Below are 15,834 nucleotides of genomic sequence, written 5' to 3' on the forward strand. Positions count from 1 at the left end.
AGCTTTAATCAATCAATGCCTAAATTCAAACTACGCTACATCCTTAGTGCCTTTATCCTGCTTGGCAGTATTCCCTCAGTTACCCAAGCACAAATGGGTGGAGTAGGTGGCAGCACTTCTCAAAATGCCGATTTGACCATTGGTGATATAACCATTACCGGCACAAAGTACTTGGATGCGGAGCTATTGAAATCAGTTTCAGGCCTTGCTCCGGGTGATAAAATCAAACCTGAAAATGACCCGGGTGTCGCTAAAGCCATCAAAAATCTCTGGTCACAGCAATTATTTTCAGACGTCGGTATCTATATTACCAAAATAGAAGATGGTAAAGCATCTGTCGAAATCAGGATAAAAGAGCGTCCGCGACTCGCAACTTTCAAGATTACAGGTATTACAAAAGGGCAGGAATCTGAATTAAAAGATAAATTAACTATTGTGCCGGGCCGTATGGTTACGGAGGCAATGAAAAAAGATATTGAACAGAGAATCAAAAAATTCTTTGGCGAGAAAGGTTTTGCAAATACGACTGTTAATATATACGAAACTTCCGATTCTTCAGGCGGTACAGGTGTGAACCTGATTATTGACGTTGATAAAGGTGGCAAAGTTCATATCAACCAGATTATATTTTCAGGCAATGATAATGCAGAAGACACTAAGCTGAAAGGAGAAATGAAGGGAACCAAAGAAATGGCCCGTATATCATTGCATTCTGCAGAAGCTGCTTCTGTATATGGAAGTGAAAAACGTTCTTTCAAAAACTACCTTGACCAGAAAGGATATCTTTCCTTAAGTAAAACACTGGACGCCCTGAATCCTTATTTCAGGTGGAATATTTTTGCCGGTTCAAAGTTCAACCCCAAGAAATACGAAGATGATAAGAACAGCGTAATTGCTTATTATAATTCCAAAGGTTATCGTGATGCTCAAATAGAAGAAGATACTACATATTTCGCCCCTAACGGTAGTATGAATGTGGAAATGAAAGTTAAGGAAGGAAGGAAGTATTATTTTGGTGATATCAAATGGAGAGGTAATACAAAATATACGGATTCTGTTCTGACTTTACTTCTGGATATCAAGAAAGGTGACGTTTTTGATCAGGAATTATTTGACAGAAGGTTGGGAACCGGTGGCGGCGGACCGGAAGGCAGCCAGGATATCGGTAGCCTTTACATGGATGACGGTTATTTGTTTTTCAAGATAGAGCCACATGAGAAATCAATTGATGGCGATACTATTAATTACGAAGTTTCCATTCAGGAAGGCCCGCAGGCAACAATTAAAAACATCGGTATTATTGGTAACGACCGTACAAACGATTTCGTTTTAAGACGTGAATTATTTACACGACCTGGTTATAAATTCTCGCGTACGGACATCATACGTTCTATTCGCCAGTTAAGTAACCTTGGTTTTATTGATCCGGAAAAAGTAGTGCCTACGCCTAAACCAAATTATGCAGATGGTACTGTGGATATCGATTATAACATTGTCGAAAAATCGAGTGACCAGTTAGAGCTTTCCGCCGGTTTCGGTGGCGGTATCGGTTTTACAGGTACGGTAGGTATCGTTTTCAATAACTTCTCGCTGCGTAATATTTTCAACTTTAAAGAATGGACTCCTTTACCAATGGGTGACGGACAGAAACTTTCGCTTCGCTATCAATCCAATGGTAAATACTTTAACTCTGCCAACCTTTCCTTTACAGAACCATGGCTTGGTGGCAAAAAACCTGTGGCACTTACGGTAAGCGCCGTTTATGGCCGTCAGGCTTATTCAGGCAATGGCACTATTCAGGGAGACCCGAACGAACACTATTTACGCAACTGGGGTGGAGGTGTTACATTGAGCAGAAGATTAAACTGGCCTGATAATAACTTTATTTTCTCTTACGGTGTCAATTATCAAAACTATTACCTGCACAATTATGAATACTTAGGTGCAAACAATTTCTTTAATACAGGTACATCAAACAACTTGTATTTTAAGTTGACTTTGGCGAGAAACACCGTAGATCAGCCGATTTATCCGAGAAGCGGTTCCAACATTAGTTTCAGCTTCCAGTTCACGCCGCCATTTTCTGCATTCAGCAATACAGATTATGCAACTGCGAGTGTAAATGACAAATACAAATGGATTGAGTACCATAAATATCGCTTTACGGCTGAATTCTATCAGCGTATTGCAGGAAACCTTGTATTCAAATTCGCAGCTAAATACGGTTATCTGGGGTATTATAATAAAGACATCGGTTATTCACCTTTTGAGCGTTTCAACGTGGGTGGCGATGGTCTTTCAGGCTTTAGCTATTATGTGGGCAGAGATATCATTTCGCAACGCGGTTATGAAGCAGGATACGGACTTCAAAACAGCCCTGCTTTAGATGCAACGATCTTTAATAAATATACGGCAGAGATTCGCTATCCGTTCTCTTTGAACCCAAGCGCTACTATATTTGGTCTGGCATTTGCAGAAGGTGCAAACGGCTGGCAGGATTTCAAGAGTTATAATCCATTACAGTTATATCGTTCGGTGGGTGTGGGTGTCCGTGTGTATTTGCCGATGTTTGGTTTATTGGGTCTTGATTATGGTATTGCGCTTGACAACCTTAATATACCGGGAGCGCAAAAAACCAAGTTCACGTTTATGTTAGGATTTGAACCGGAGTAATAAAATGTTCAAATGCAATATAGGAACCAAAGACGTTGCTGCGCAACGTCTTTGCAGTTAGTTTCCTAATGAATTATTAAGACCTTGTATTTTGAGCGCCTCCTTATTAAACTTATCTTATTTTTGATATTCTAAAAAAACACAAATTTGTTTTATTATGAAAAAAATATTGTTGGCGTTTTCGCTATTGGTTATAACAAGTATTGCAGCTCAGGCACAACGTTATTGTGTTATAGATTCCAAATACATTCTGGAAAAGGTACCGGAATATAATAATGCTCAAAAACAGCTGGATGCAGCTTCTGATGCATGGCAGAAAGAAGTAGATGCTAAAATGCAGGGTATTGACCAAATGTATAAAAGCTATCAGGCCGAACGTCCTATGCTTTCTGAAGATGCCCGCAAAAAACGTGAAGATGAAATTGTAGCTAAAGAGAAAGAAGCTAAGGATTTACAAAAGAAATATTTTGGTTACGACGGTGAAGTTTTCAAGAAACGCCAGAGTCTTGTAAAACCTATTCAGGATAAAGTATTCAATGCAGTACAACAATACGCCCAAAGCCGCGGCTACGATTTAGTGTATGATAAAGCAGGCGGTATTACTATTTTCTACGCAGATCCTAAATTGGATAAAAGTGATGATATTGTGAAATTGATACCGGGAGCGAAATAATTTCTTACCTTCGCAACTCATTTTTTATAAAGTATAATAAAAACTATATTGCTATAACCCCTGGAAATAGCAGAAAACAAAAACTAAAAATTTAGAATTCAACAGATGAAAAAAATCATTTTTTTATTAGCCATTGGAATGACAATCGGCTTCGGTGTAAGTGCTCAGTCCGCAAAAAAAACAGGTTATGTAAATTCTCAGGAATTGTTGACAAACATGCCTGAAGCCCGTAAAGCAGATTCATTATTGGCAAAATACAAAAAAGACCTTGCTGATCAATACAAAACAATGACTGATGAGCTTACAGCTAAATACGCTGCTTATCAGAAAGATGCACCGACTATGTCTGATGCAGTGAAAGAAGTGAAAGAAAAGGAATTGAATGACATGCAAAACAGAATTCAGGATTTCCAACAAGGTGCAGAAGAAAAAATCGGCAAGAAAAATCAGGAATTATTCAAGCCAATCTTTGATAAAGCGCAAACAGCCATCAAGGCAGTAGGTACTGAAGGTGGTTATGACTATATTTTTGAAGGTGGTCAATTGTTATATGCAAAAGATGCCGAAAATATTTTACCGCAGGTAAAAGCCAAATTAGGTATTAAGTAATCAGTTATAAATATCAAAGTAACAAAAAGAGTGATGGTCAGCCGTCACTCTTTTTGTTTTATAAATTTCACCTTCACAATAAATACATTTACCGCAATTCGGCATTCAGGAAATTTATGATCAGGTAACTTTGATTTAAAGCAGATATTCCATGAAAAAAAAGTCATACTCCGTTATTCTTCATGTTTTTTGCAGTTTGGTATTCCTGTTTTTCCCGATACTTTCTTCTCCGGATTTTCCTGATGTAAAGGCTACTATAAGTAATCCGTTCGGCGTCAATGAAGTCATTACACATTGTTTATTGCTGGCCTTCTTCTATCTCAGTTATTTTGTGCTTATTCCAAAGCTTTATTTTCGTCAAAAATATTTAGGATTCGGACTTAGCATAATAGCCTACATGATATTGATGATTTTGGTATTAAGCTTTATTTTTCTCCGGTTTCCGCACCTTCATATACGTCATAACCCACCTCCCAATAATGAAAGTTTTGGTCCGTCACCACATGATAAACCTTTTCAGCCCTGGCATCCGGGCGATATCCCACATGTAAATTTATTACGTGTTGTTTTCTTTGATTACAGCATGTATTTATTGATTATCGTACTTTTCATTGCAATGCTTCTTAAAATCAGCCAACGCTGGCGCCAATTGCAAAACGAAAAACTGGAAACAGAATTATCTTATTTAAAAGCACAGATAAATCCGCACTTCCTGTTCAATACGCTTAACAGCATTTATGCTTTAGCCATTGAAAAATCGGATTATACTGCAACAGCTGTTGTAAAACTTTCAGGTATGATGCGCTATATCATCAGCGAATCCAATAAGCATTTTGTGTCTTTGCAAAAGGAAATAAATTATATAGAAGATTATATAGAATTGCAGAAATTTAGATTAGGCAACACCGTTCACATCAACTATAGATTGACAGGCGCGGCCACAGGAAAGGAAATTGCTCCTCTTTTGCTTATTACATTTGTAGAAAATGCATTTAAATATGGCGTAAACCCTGAAAAATCTTCAGCTATTTTCACCGAAATAAATATTGAAAATGATAGCTTATCTTTAATGGTAGTTAATAACAAAGTAAGTTATCAGATGCATAAAGAAACTTCAGAAGGGTTGGGCATTAAAAATACAAAACACCGTCTGGAGATGCTTTATCCGGGACGTTATAGTCTTGATATTGACGATGGCCCTCAAAAGTTTATAATTCACCTGCAAATTTCTCTTAAATGATTACTGCCATTGCAATAGATGATGAACCGCCGGCACTGAAAGTAATCGAAGCTTTTTGCAAAGACTTTGATTTTATTGATCTGCAAAAGACTTTTACACGAACTGATGAGGCAGCCAGACATTTGAAAAAATTTCCGGTTGATTTACTGTTTTTGGATATTCAGATGCCAAGTATTACCGGCATCGATTTCTATAAAAGTATAGAACAACATACAATGGTTATATTCACAACAGCTTACAGCGAATATGCTGTTGAAGGATTTAATCTCAGTGCCATTGATTACCTGTTGAAACCCTTCACAAAAGAACGCTTTGCACAAGCTGTACAAAAAACAAATGACTATTCCGGTTATTTAAAGCAAAGCCATCAGAGCATTACCGATTATCTTTTTGTGCGTGCCGACTACACACTACATAAGATTGCATTCGATGATATTATTCTGATTGAAGGCCTGGATGATTATATCAAAATACAACTTGACAACGGCAGGCCGATTGTGGCGCGCATGACAATGAAATCTATTATGGAGAAGTTGCCGGAACAGCATTTTATCAGGGTGCATCGTTCTTTTATTGTTGCTATAAAAAAGGTTTCACAAGTGCGCAATAAAATCATTTATCTCAGCGATATAAAAATCAATATTGGTCAGAGCTACGAAGCGGCGGTTGCTGAGAAATTCAGAATCTGATTCTACCGCAACAAATTACAATTCTACCGCATTTATTTCCCATCATTATTTATACTTTTTATTTTCGGATAAAATATATGATATGGAAAGGAAAGAATTCTTAAAAGGCGTAGGCTTGGCGGGAGCAGCATCTTTGTTACCATTTGGCCGTTTATTTGCGGGAGGTGACAACGAAAGTAAACCCACTTCCTGTACTTTAATTCCTTCAGAAACAGCAGGTCCCTTCCCTCTCGATTTAACAGCCAATACCTATTATTTCCGTAATGACGTCCGTGAAGATCGCACCGGTGCGCCACTTACTGTCAGACTGAAAATTATTGGTAATAGTAATTGCGAACCGATGAATAATGTACGGGTAAATATCTGGCATTGCGATAAGGATGGCGTTTATTCGGGCTATGATTCTGCGCAAAATCCAGGAGGAAGTGCAAGCACGAAATGGTTACGTGGCTATCAGATGACAGACGCAAATGGTGAAGTAGAATTTTCAACCATTTTTCCGGGATGGTATGCCGGCCGTATATGCCATATTCATTTTCAGGTTTATGTAAGTACAAGTTATGCTGCAGTATCGCAATTGACTTTTGATATAGCTCAGAAAAATGCTTTATATGCTGCCTTCCCTTCGTTATATACAAAAGGTGATGACCCGATGACCGTTGCGCAGGACAATGTTTTCTCCGATGGCGTAGCTTATCAATTAGCTACACTTACAGGAGATGCTGCTTCAGGTTATGAAGCTTATCTGGAGGTTACTGTACAGGGAACCGGCAATTCAAGTGGAACAGGCATAGGGCATATCGAAAAAGAAAATGCAAAGCAATTCGTTTTAGGACAGAATTTTCCAAATCCGCACAATGGCGTAACAAGCATACCCTTTACATTAGTGAATGCTTCAGCGGTGAAATTTGAAATCTATGATCTTATGGGGAGAAGAGTGCAGGAATTAAATCAGGGAAAACTCAGTGCCGGCGACTATTCGGTTAAAGTTGATCTATCTGCTATGGGGCTAAGTAAGGGCAATTATGTATATCAGATTCAGGTAGAAAATAATGATGGCATATTCCGTCAATGCAAAATAATGACGGCAACAAAATAAAAATTGTTTGATTCGGGGCATACACAAACAAAAGCCCTAAGCGTAAAAGCTTAGAGGCTTTTTGTTTTAGTAAATTATCCTTCAAATGCAGCAGGAATATGGCTTCCGTCGCAGAACGGCTTATTCTGTGATTGGCCGCAACGGCAAAAAGCCGTCACCTTGCTTCTCTTGGATTCATTGCCATCTTTGTCTTTGAGCACTATATTTCCATAAACCAGTAAAGGCCCGTTGGGAGCGACTTCTATCCTTGTATCGTTTCCTATAATTTTTTGTTCATCATTTGCTTCATTGAAGAAATAACTAAGAGCTCCGCTCGGACATTTATTGACTTGCTCTACTATTTTGGATGTAGTAGCGCCTTCAGGTTTAATCCAGGGCTTTTCTCTTGGGTTAAAAACATCGGGCAAGCCCGTTGCACTCTTCCAGCAAACAGTTGAATGAATGCACATAGAAGGTTTCCAGACAATGGTCACTTCTCCATTGGTATACTTCTTGGTAATATCCATAATAATTTTTTTTACAGCAATTATTCTGTTTATAAAGTTATGATTCTGTCCTATATTATGGATTACACGCCGCAATTTTAGTTTATCATTAATCCTTTTCGTAACTTTGCAATTCGTTCTTTGAAAAAATGGGTACTACAATACATGACCTATTTATGATGAAAACACGGGGCCGCCCGGTTTTGACAGCATCATGGAGGGGGAGGTGTAAGCATGCAACGCGTTGTGTAATTAGCGTTTAAATCTGAATACTCAAACTTCAAATGGCAATACTCAGTATGCCATGGCTGCCTAATCAGTGATTAGTTAGTCATTAGGGCCGCCCGGGCAGGTTGATCTGTTACCAAGCCCCGCCGCCGACTCAAAACAAAATACAGGTTGCTGTTGCAGAATGCCATGACTGCAACTTAAGACCATCTGGCTAAGCATTGATTCGGTTTGTCCGCTTCCTGATCATTGCCGACAAATAATAACGGAATAAGCATGTAGAAAGCTTTTTCATCCGGTGTTTGGACGCGGGTTCGATTCCCGCCGGCTCCACAACAAAAAACATAAAGCGCTAACAATCAAATGTTAGCGCTTTTTTTATTTTCAAATTTTGCGAATGGGTAGCAAAAAAGAGGAAGCAGAAATAGATGGAAAAAACCGGTTGCTATTTTTTATTGTAAAGCATTAAGTGCATTCTCACCGGTTGTAGGATCTCACTTCGACTCAATTAGCTTACAGCGCTACGAACTTCTATAGAACACAAAAAGCAGGAGCCCGAAAACCCCTGCCTGTTGATATTCAAAACCTCGTTTTTAACGGATGCTCACTTTTCTTGTTTCCATTGAACGATCGCTGTATGCAATGTGGATCACATAAATTCCGCTTGTCAATGGTGCGTTAAAGTGCTGTTCGTAACGGACGTTGTTGATGTCGTGCATTTCAGCAATAGACCTTCCGTCAATGGTAAAGATACGTACAGATGTAATTTCTTTACTATCGTTACTAATAAGGATATGCGTACCATCCATAGTCAATTCACTGTTTTCGTTATGAATCAGTTTGTTGGCATTGCCTGTTTTTTCAGATATTTTTTCTTTTTCTGCAGGACAATTCAGTTTTACGCTAACCGGTACATCAATTTCTTTGTATTCAATTTTCTTCGGTTCATAAGGCCCGTATTTATTGACATCCAATTCTTCTTTGATCGTTTTAAGGCGTTTCTCTGTTTCATGTATATCGTGTGGTGTGGAGCAGAAAAATTTCTCAGGTGTGTTAATCAAAGTATTTCCGGTGCCATAATGGAACCCGGCTTTAGTGTCCAGGCGGTCAGCAATAAACGTATAATTGTTGATATAGTCGGTCCAGAAATAGCCCGGATCATAAGAAGTGCTCGGGAAGCTGCCGTCTTTATAAACACCTATGCCCGGTATGTCATAGATTCTTGGCTTTGCAAGGTCGCCATTGGAGCCGTCGAAATGCAGTGCGGTCAGGCGGCTTTTTTTCGGATCCTGGTTAGGTTCCCATGCACCCAGGAAATAACCCATGCTGTTGCCTTCTTGAGGCCATGGGCCCATCTTGGTACCGTGTCCGTCTCGGCCCCAGCTTAATACAAAAGCTTCGTTTTCGGGAAAACTGTAACAACGCTCCCAGTTGGTCGTCAGTAATTCGTCTTTTTGCTGGATACAAATACCCCCTTCGTTGTCTGTAAAAGCCATATCGATGCGGTAGTGCGTACCGTCATTGCCATAAGACCCGTTCATTTGTACACCTTTAACATTCTTTACACCTTTAAGCGAAGTGAAAGAATATCTTTCGTACACGGTAGGATTAACACCGCTCGGATCTTTGAAATAACAGAAAGCTGTCACTTCATCGCCATAGTCTGCCAGACCATAGAAAGAAGGCGCACCAAGACTTACGCTACCATAATGGTAAGCACGTACATAGTGGGCGGATAGGTACGATTTAGGCGGCTTAGATGTTTTGTATTCATACACGTAATATGTGCCGGATACGTTGTTATAGATTATTTCGGCAATAAACGGTACGTCCCCTTTGTTGATAGTACAAAGGATCCGCTGAGGGTTGGATTCCGTAAAGTTTTCCATTACGTCAAAAACCCTGGTGTAAGTATAACCCTCGGGTAATGTAGGAAATTCAATGGCGCTGGCCAGGTCTCCTTTTGGCAAATCATAATTCAGCAGTACAGGATCTATTACGGCACCATCATTGCTACGTTGCTCGCCGACAAAGTAGATCGGATGCGAATAAATAAGGTATCCTTTCAAAAGACGTAGATAGTTCTCGTTGCTGAGTCCATAATGCCTTGCATAAGTAATAGTGCCCGCTACCGGGTTAAAACGGGTCAGGCCAAAAAGCCTTTTATCTTTATAAACAAGGTTATACCCCTCCAGTGTTTCTTCATGGCCACTGAAGTTTAACTGTTCTCCGCTGATGTGGTCGGCGACCTTTACTGTTGTTTTATCGTCACCGACGTCAAAGGTGTAGGTTTGGGCGTGAATGGGCATAGCCGTAGCCAGCTGCAGGGCCACCAGCCCCGAAATCAATTTAAGTTTCATTAAAAAAATGTTTTGCGTTGTTGATCCTTACTCTATTAAAGGCTTTTCAGGTTCGGCCTCATTGTATGCAGACATCCGGATGCTAAAAAAAGGTCTCAATCTTAAGTCAACCTATGGAAATGGTAAAGTGCGGCGCATGTTAAAACATGACTGTCGGTGAATGGTTGATACTACGAATGGCACCTAAAATCAAACAAGATAGTTACCTGTTCGTTAAAAGCCAAGCTTCTTTTGAAAATACTTAAGAAAAATATTAATTGCAATATATTAATTATAGATAGATAAGAATTTATAAAATATTTTAAGATAAAGAATTTTTTAAATAAAACTAATAATACAGGTTTATAGTAACAATATCCCTGTTTGTCGCGAAGAAAAAGTACACTCCGAAACTCAAAGAAGTTAAGTTAGAATTGAACGACTGAAGTAAATAAATGAGTTTGGAATAAGTGGGGGTTGCAAGTTTAATCCTTAAACTGTACTTTACACTTCGTTCCGGATCATTGTATAATCCGAAAATCTATTAATAATGGCTATAATGTTTGCTACAGTAAGGGTATAGCTGGCTCACTTGCTTTTTCTTAACCTGATAATCCATAAGTAATGAAAAAATTAACCGTATTTTTTTCTGTAATCCTAATTACAGCAATTTCATGTTCTAAAAAAGGAGATTATACCTGTTCTTGTTCCGTAACAGCTCCCGGATTTCCAACTAACACTGTTTCAGTACCATTTATGGACGTTAAAAAGGATTTTGCCCAGCAACAATGCGACGACCTTCAGGCAACTTATATTTCCGGAGGAGCGTCAGCAACATGTACTTTAAACTAAATAAGTTTATACCGAAATAGTCTCGGCATAACCCACATAGGATAGAAGAAATCAGCCAAAGCGTTACAAGGATGTTATATCAATATCTGTCCTTGCTGCTCTGTGTGTAAAACTTTGTACCTTTTGATAAAAGCGCATAAAAAGAGCCCGTCGGGCCTCACTCATTTTTACTTCCGAGCAAAGCCAAAGCGCCGGTCATTAATTCTTCAGTCAGTTTTCTTGCCGCTATAGCAGTACATAGCTCTGCGCCTTGCCCACACCACATTTGAAGAAAATCATTTGACTGCAATTCTTCAGACTTTGAACGAAGCGGATTTATATAAACAGAAGCATAAGGAAATGCCGGAGCATCGGCGCTAATAATGCCCATTTCTTCCACAAAACGATTTAATATACCTCTGGCCGGTCGACCGCTGAACAAATTAGTAATAACAGTTTCATCAGCAGCAACAGTTGAAAGCCGGTTGCGGTATAAAGTAGAAACCTTCGCTTCCGGACAGAAAAGATATGCCGTTCCTAATTGAACAGCAGATGCCCCAAGCATAAAGGCAGCGGCAATTCCCCTTGCGTCCGATATGCCGCCGGCGGCAATGACGGGAATTTTTACCGCATCCACTACTTGAGGGACAAGTGCAATAGTTCCTACCTGACGTCGCGGATCTGAATGTAAAAAGCTTGCCCGATGGCCGCCGGCTTCCGCCCCCTGAGCAATGACTGCATCACATCCTCTTGCCTCGAGCCAATGTGCTTCCGCTACAGTAGTGGCAGATGAAATAATTTTTGCACCTGTAGCCTTAACGCGTTCAAGCAGCCCCGGCTCAGGTAATCCAAAATGAAAACTAATGATTTCAGGTTTAACCTGTTCTAATACTTTATACATCTCATTGTCGAATGGCATTCGCAATGCAGTTGGCGTAGCATCATTGTAGTTTATGCCCAATTGTTCATAATATGGCTGTAGCTTCTGTTTCCAATCCGCATTTCGTTTTGGATCTGCCGGAAGCATTTCATGGCAAAAGAAATTCAGGTTGACAGGTGCCGGAACATTATTCCGAAATTCAGAGACAGCATTTTTAATGGCATCCGGTGTTAGTAATGCACATGCCAGAGAACCAAGCCCTCCTGCCCTCGCAACTTCAATAGCAAGTTTGACAGAATCACTTCCTGCCATTGGTGCCTGGATAATCGGCAACCTGATACCAAAATCGGCGCAAAACTCTTTGTACTTCATACGATTGAACCCATTAATACAGCGTTAAATTCAATAACTACGAAGTTATAACATTCCCCATTTCATTTGTTTTGATCTTTCCCGGGAAGACATTTTTGGAAATGAATTTATTGCTTTATTTCTTATTTTTGATTTACAACCATCCCTTAAAACCATGTCCTTTATTCTTGAAAACTTGTGGAAGCGGGCAACCAGTTCACAATCTGTGAATACATCGGAAAATATCCTTTCATGGAATAAAGAAATTGAAACTTTGTATGAATTAGGTATCAATATGGAGGACACCATTCGTTATCTCTTTTTTGAGAAACCTGATTGGGAAACTTTTATGATATGGATAAATAACAGAAAAAAAGAAACAATGCCTCTTTTTGAAGACTATCCTACAAATGTTCTTTCTGATGAAGACTTACTCTTCTGGAATGAAAAGGGATATGTAATTATAAAAGAAGCTATTTCACAAAAGGACTGTGAAGATACGCGGCAAGCTATCTGGAACTTTTTAGGGATGCATCCAGATAAGAAAGAAACATGGTATAACAAACATGAAGAACAAAGAGGCCTGATGCTTAATTTTTCAGATCACGAAACATTAAACAAAAACAGGTTTTCCCCAAAAATCAAAAAAGCCTACGAACAACTTTATAAAACTTCGGCCATTTACAAGACAATTGATAAAGTAAGTTTTAATCCACCGGAAACGGACGATTTCCATTTCAGAGGAAGTCGGCTTCATTGGGATGTAAGTTTGAAATTACCGATCCCATTTGCATTGCAGGGATTGCTTTATCTGACAGATTGCGGAGCTGAAGAAGGTGCATTTCACTGTGTGCCGGGGTTTCATAATAAAATAGAACCATGGTTAAAAGGTCTGGCGGCAGAGGAAAATCCCAGGGAAAAGATATTAGAAATCTCAAACCCCATTCCTATAACAGCCAATGCCGGTGATTTTATTATATGGCAAAATTCATTGCCACACAGTGCTACACCAAATCGTGGATCCCAACCGCGAATGGTTCAATATCTTACTTATCTTCCAAATAATTACAAAGCAACATCGGAATGGATATAATAAACGGCGGTAGCCTAATAGGTCCCATTGTTTTCTTCAGCGTCACAGAAATAAAAGCCTTGTAACTATTTTGCAAGGCTTTTATTTTAGCCGCTATGACCTTAAGAGATACTGTTTTTACTATGCGTATGCTTTAAATGATGAACCATTCCCTGAGCTTTTGAAGCAGTTTGAATTTCCGGATGTGCTCCGTCTTCAGTAATAGATGCATGTTTGTCAGACCGTATAGATTCTGCCACTGAAATGCTGTTGTTTAAGGAGGTAATGTCACTAACTAATTCATCCGTAATTGATTTACTCCCACTTATTTTTTCAGGAAGTACGGGATGCTGCAAAAAAGAATTTATTACAATCGAGCAGGCCTTCATCGTTGCGGCTCCCGGAACAGTTAATAAATCAGCGCTTTCGTTTTGATTTCCTTCTTCAATTAGATTTCTGAAAGTATTCATGTTATTTGTTTTAGAGAAGTACAACATCTTAAATGCTGTTAAGTTCCCTGATATCAGGTTATCTTTTTGTTTACTGCTGTTAATATATTCCTGTACAATATTCACAAACATTTCAAAAGTAAAATCGTAGCTTACCTTTTCTATTTCAGCCCTTGCAAAACAATTTTGCTTTCAAACTGTAATCCTAATCCAAACTTTCATTAATGATTTCAGGACAAAACATCCGGCAATACATAAACTTCCTGCACGAAAAGCGCTATAATGCACCTGCGGATGAAGAACTGCTGGACAGATGGAACAGCCTGAATGATTTTGAGATTATTCAGCAATTACAAGGTCTGTACAACTTCTGGGGCATCGACAACATAACGGCTGCTATGTATGAACGTTTATTTATACAATCGCCTTACTTACCGCCGATGCCACAAGCAGAACCAACTGAAATCGCATCTGATAATATCGGTAATACAAAAACAAAGAGATCTTCAGGTCTCAGAAACTTCATTATCGGCTTGATTGCAATTGCTGTTCTTATTCTTGCCTTCTTCTTGTGGAAAAGAGCAGGCACAATGTCGAACACCAATACAGAATTGCAGAAAAGAATGCAACAGGTTAAAGATTCTATCAGTCAGGAGCAGGCCATAAAACTGCAACAGGAGCAGGAAGCACAACGACAAGCTTATGAAAAGGCACAGAAAATAAAAATAATTAAAGATAACATCGGAAGATTTGTCACACAAAAAGTAACGTATAATTATGACGGTTTCTTTGGCGGTATAGATGATGTGCATGTAACCGTTTCCAACAATTCTGATTTCAAAATAGATGAGGTAACCGTTCAGCTTTCTTACATAAAGAAGAACGGCGAATTATATGACACACAATACATAACTGTTTCTAATATCCCCGCCCGTGGACAAAAAACAGTTTCTGCACCTGAAAGTAAAAGAGGTACGAGCATGAATTCAAAGCTTGGCAAGGTTGTTTTGGATGAGCACGATATATAACAATAATTCACAGCAATTGATTCAATAACATTTTCAGCCTGCCATGTGCATTACAAAGCACAAGTATTTTGGGTTAATCAAGGAAAATAGCATAATTTCAACACTTTCAGATTAGAATAAACAGATTGATGCTTACTATACGAGCAACACAATTTTTTATGCAGCAGTCACATACTATGCTTGAACATCCCGGAATATTAATTGGTTTTGGTATTCTTGTTATTATAATGCTATTATTGGATTTAGGTATTTTTAATAAAAACAGCCATGCCATTTCCAACGAAGAAGCCGCGTTCTGGTCCATTATCTGGATTTCTTTATCCATGATCTTCAGTGGTGTTATTTATCTTGTTTTTAAAGGAGATTCCAAGGCAATTGCATTTGAAAAATTTTCTCAGTTCCAATCTGCCTATTGGATTGAAAAAGCATTATCGGTTGATAATCTTTTTGTTTTTATACTGGTGTTCAAATTCTTTAAGGTTTCCAAAGAACTGCATCATAAAGTACTCTTCTGGGGAATCATCGGTGCGCTTGCTTTCAGGGCTATATTTATTTTTGCCGGCGTAGGTCTTATTAACCTTACTTATTTGCCATACATGGAAGTGTTGGGCAAACAAGTTCAGATAAATATACTGCTTTTGATCTTTGGTATCTTTCTTATCTACGCAGGCATTAAATCAGCTTTTACAAATGACCACGATAATGAAGATAAAGATTATAACAGCAATCCCGGAGCAAAGCTCATTCACAGGTTTTTTAAAGTAAGCCGCAACTTCGATGGCGATAAATTTTTCACTATTGAGAATGGTATCAAAATGGCTACACCATTATTGGTAGTAGTTGCAGTTATTGAGTTTACAGATTTATTATTTGCGGTAGATTCTATTCCGGCTATATTTGCTATCGCACCTAAAGACCCCTTTATCCTTTACACCTCCAATATATTTGCTATCCTTGGTTTAAGGGCTCTGTACTTTCTGCTTGCTAATTTCATTGATAAGTTTTACTTCCTCAAATACGGTCTTGCAGCAATTCTCACCTTCATTGGTGTAAAAATGGTGATAGCTCCGTTCTTTCATATCTCCTCACCCGCATCCTTAGCAGTTGTAGGGGGCGTCTTAATACTATCTTTAATAATTTCCTTAACGGTTCCTAAAAAATAAGTGTGGGACACCTTCAAGGTGTCCC

General features: G+C 38.9%; 14 protein-coding genes and 1 other RNA gene. 11 read left to right on the forward strand and 4 right to left on the reverse strand.

Annotated features, from left to right (window positions below; all coding sequences use genetic code 11):
* The first annotated feature begins 15 nt into the window (after positions 1 to 15).
* The 6 genes from F0919_RS13265 (at position 16) to F0919_RS13290 (ending at position 6,983) form a co-directional block, all read left to right on the forward strand.
* The gene (locus tag F0919_RS13265) at positions 16 to 2,673 is read left to right on the forward strand and encodes a BamA/OMP85 family outer membrane protein (RefSeq protein ID WP_150033251.1); all 2,658 of its coding nucleotides are present in this window, start codon (positions 16 to 18) and stop codon (positions 2,671 to 2,673) included.
* A gap of 157 nt (positions 2,674 to 2,830) precedes the next feature.
* Positions 2,831 to 3,346 carry an OmpH family outer membrane protein gene (locus F0919_RS13270; RefSeq protein ID WP_150033252.1) on the forward strand — a complete coding sequence of 172 codons (516 nt, stop codon included), beginning with the start codon at positions 2,831 to 2,833 and terminating at the stop codon, positions 3,344 to 3,346.
* Between the two features lie 105 nt (positions 3,347 to 3,451).
* Positions 3,452 to 3,955 carry an OmpH family outer membrane protein gene (locus F0919_RS13275; protein WP_150033253.1) on the forward strand — a complete coding sequence of 168 codons (504 nt, stop codon included), beginning with the start codon at positions 3,452 to 3,454 and terminating at the stop codon, positions 3,953 to 3,955.
* A 151-nt stretch (positions 3,956 to 4,106) separates the two neighbouring features.
* The gene (locus tag F0919_RS13280; RefSeq protein WP_150033254.1) at positions 4,107 to 5,195 is read left to right on the forward strand and encodes a sensor histidine kinase; all 1,089 of its coding nucleotides are present in this window, start codon (positions 4,107 to 4,109) and stop codon (positions 5,193 to 5,195) included.
* Entirely contained in the window at positions 5,192 to 5,884 is a 693-nt protein-coding gene (locus tag F0919_RS13285; RefSeq protein WP_150033255.1) for a LytR/AlgR family response regulator transcription factor, read from the forward strand. The genes F0919_RS13280 and F0919_RS13285 overlap by 4 nt, the downstream gene beginning before the upstream one ends.
* 82 nt (positions 5,885 to 5,966) lie before the next feature.
* On the forward strand, positions 5,967 to 6,983 hold the full coding sequence (locus tag F0919_RS13290; RefSeq protein ID WP_150033256.1) for a dioxygenase family protein: 1,017 nt from the start codon (positions 5,967 to 5,969) through the stop codon (positions 6,981 to 6,983).
* 74 nt (positions 6,984 to 7,057) lie between these two features.
* Here F0919_RS13290 and F0919_RS18665 read toward each other — a convergent pair whose 3' ends face one another.
* Positions 7,058 to 7,489 (reverse strand): (4Fe-4S)-binding protein, encoded by a 432-nt coding sequence (locus F0919_RS18665; protein ID WP_150033257.1) that lies wholly within the window; start codon positions 7,487 to 7,489, stop codon positions 7,058 to 7,060.
* 168 nt (positions 7,490 to 7,657) lie between these two features.
* On the opposite strand from F0919_RS18665, the gene ssrA reads away from it, so the two are divergent.
* Positions 7,658 to 8,032, forward strand: a transfer-messenger RNA (tmRNA) gene (ssrA, locus tag F0919_RS13300).
* A gap of 257 nt (positions 8,033 to 8,289) precedes the next feature.
* Here ssrA and F0919_RS13305 read toward each other — a convergent pair.
* Positions 8,290 to 10,056, reverse strand: a complete 1,767-nt coding sequence (locus F0919_RS13305) for a T9SS type A sorting domain-containing protein (RefSeq protein WP_150033258.1) — start codon at positions 10,054 to 10,056, stop codon at positions 8,290 to 8,292.
* A gap of 603 nt (positions 10,057 to 10,659) precedes the next feature.
* Here F0919_RS13305 and F0919_RS13310 point away from each other — a divergent pair.
* Entirely contained in the window at positions 10,660 to 10,887 is a 228-nt protein-coding gene (locus F0919_RS13310) for a hypothetical protein (RefSeq protein ID WP_150033259.1), read from the forward strand.
* Between the two features lie 157 nt (positions 10,888 to 11,044).
* On the opposite strand, the gene F0919_RS13315 is transcribed toward F0919_RS13310, so the two are convergent.
* Complete coding sequence (locus F0919_RS13315; protein ID WP_150033260.1) at positions 11,045 to 12,118, reverse strand: NAD(P)H-dependent flavin oxidoreductase; 1,074 nt, start codon at positions 12,116 to 12,118, stop codon at positions 11,045 to 11,047.
* A 154-nt stretch (positions 12,119 to 12,272) separates the two neighbouring features.
* Here F0919_RS13315 and F0919_RS13320 point away from each other — a divergent pair, with 154 nt between their 5' ends.
* Positions 12,273 to 13,190 carry a phytanoyl-CoA dioxygenase family protein gene (locus F0919_RS13320; protein ID WP_150033261.1) on the forward strand — a complete coding sequence of 306 codons (918 nt, stop codon included), beginning with the start codon at positions 12,273 to 12,275 and terminating at the stop codon, positions 13,188 to 13,190.
* Between the two features lie 101 nt (positions 13,191 to 13,291).
* On the opposite strand, the gene F0919_RS13325 is transcribed toward F0919_RS13320, so the two are convergent.
* Positions 13,292 to 13,639 carry a hypothetical protein gene (locus F0919_RS13325; RefSeq protein ID WP_150033262.1) on the reverse strand — a complete coding sequence of 116 codons (348 nt, stop codon included), beginning with the start codon at positions 13,637 to 13,639 and terminating at the stop codon, positions 13,292 to 13,294.
* A gap of 203 nt (positions 13,640 to 13,842) precedes the next feature.
* Between F0919_RS13325 and F0919_RS13330 the strand changes: the two genes are divergently transcribed.
* Together F0919_RS13330 and F0919_RS13335 are read left to right on the forward strand one after the other, a co-directional pair.
* Complete coding sequence (locus tag F0919_RS13330) at positions 13,843 to 14,646, forward strand: hypothetical protein (RefSeq protein WP_150033263.1); 804 nt, start codon at positions 13,843 to 13,845, stop codon at positions 14,644 to 14,646.
* 158 nt (positions 14,647 to 14,804) lie between these two features.
* The gene (locus tag F0919_RS13335) at positions 14,805 to 15,809 is read left to right on the forward strand and encodes a TerC/Alx family metal homeostasis membrane protein (RefSeq protein ID WP_150033264.1); all 1,005 of its coding nucleotides are present in this window, start codon (positions 14,805 to 14,807) and stop codon (positions 15,807 to 15,809) included.
* Positions 15,810 to 15,834: the final 25 nt, after the last annotated feature.

The organism is Taibaiella lutea (assembly GCF_008629695.1).
Classification (GTDB): Bacteria; Bacteroidota; Bacteroidia; order Chitinophagales; family Chitinophagaceae; genus Taibaiella; species Taibaiella lutea.

What these genes read in the sequence shown, in the direction of transcription:
- F0919_RS13315 (WP_150033260.1), bottom strand. Translation starts at nt 12,118, where the DNA reads ATGAAGTACAAAGAGTTTTGCGCCGATTTTGGTATCAGGTTGCCGATT.
- F0919_RS13325 (WP_150033262.1), bottom strand. Translation starts at nt 13,639, where the DNA reads ATGAATACTTTCAGAAATCTAATTGAAGAAGGAAATCAAAACGAAAGC.
- F0919_RS13305 (WP_150033258.1), bottom strand. Translation starts at nt 10,056, where the DNA reads ATGAAACTTAAATTGATTTCGGGGCTGGTGGCCCTGCAGCTGGCTACG.
- F0919_RS13335 (WP_150033264.1), top strand. Translation starts at nt 14,805, where the DNA reads ATGCAGCAGTCACATACTATGCTTGAACATCCCGGAATATTAATTGGT.
- F0919_RS13265 (WP_150033251.1), top strand. Translation starts at nt 16, where the DNA reads ATGCCTAAATTCAAACTACGCTACATCCTTAGTGCCTTTATCCTGCTT.
- F0919_RS13285 (WP_150033255.1), top strand. Translation starts at nt 5,192, where the DNA reads ATGATTACTGCCATTGCAATAGATGATGAACCGCCGGCACTGAAAGTA.
- F0919_RS13270 (WP_150033252.1), top strand. Translation starts at nt 2,831, where the DNA reads ATGAAAAAAATATTGTTGGCGTTTTCGCTATTGGTTATAACAAGTATT.
- F0919_RS13310 (WP_150033259.1), top strand. Translation starts at nt 10,660, where the DNA reads ATGAAAAAATTAACCGTATTTTTTTCTGTAATCCTAATTACAGCAATT.
- F0919_RS13290 (WP_150033256.1), top strand. Translation starts at nt 5,967, where the DNA reads ATGGAAAGGAAAGAATTCTTAAAAGGCGTAGGCTTGGCGGGAGCAGCA.
- F0919_RS13320 (WP_150033261.1), top strand. Translation starts at nt 12,273, where the DNA reads ATGTCCTTTATTCTTGAAAACTTGTGGAAGCGGGCAACCAGTTCACAA.
- F0919_RS13275 (WP_150033253.1), top strand. Translation starts at nt 3,452, where the DNA reads ATGAAAAAAATCATTTTTTTATTAGCCATTGGAATGACAATCGGCTTC.
- F0919_RS18665 (WP_150033257.1), bottom strand. Translation starts at nt 7,489, where the DNA reads ATGGATATTACCAAGAAGTATACCAATGGAGAAGTGACCATTGTCTGG.
- F0919_RS13330 (WP_150033263.1), top strand. Translation starts at nt 13,843, where the DNA reads ATGATTTCAGGACAAAACATCCGGCAATACATAAACTTCCTGCACGAA.
- F0919_RS13280 (WP_150033254.1), top strand. Translation starts at nt 4,107, where the DNA reads ATGAAAAAAAAGTCATACTCCGTTATTCTTCATGTTTTTTGCAGTTTG.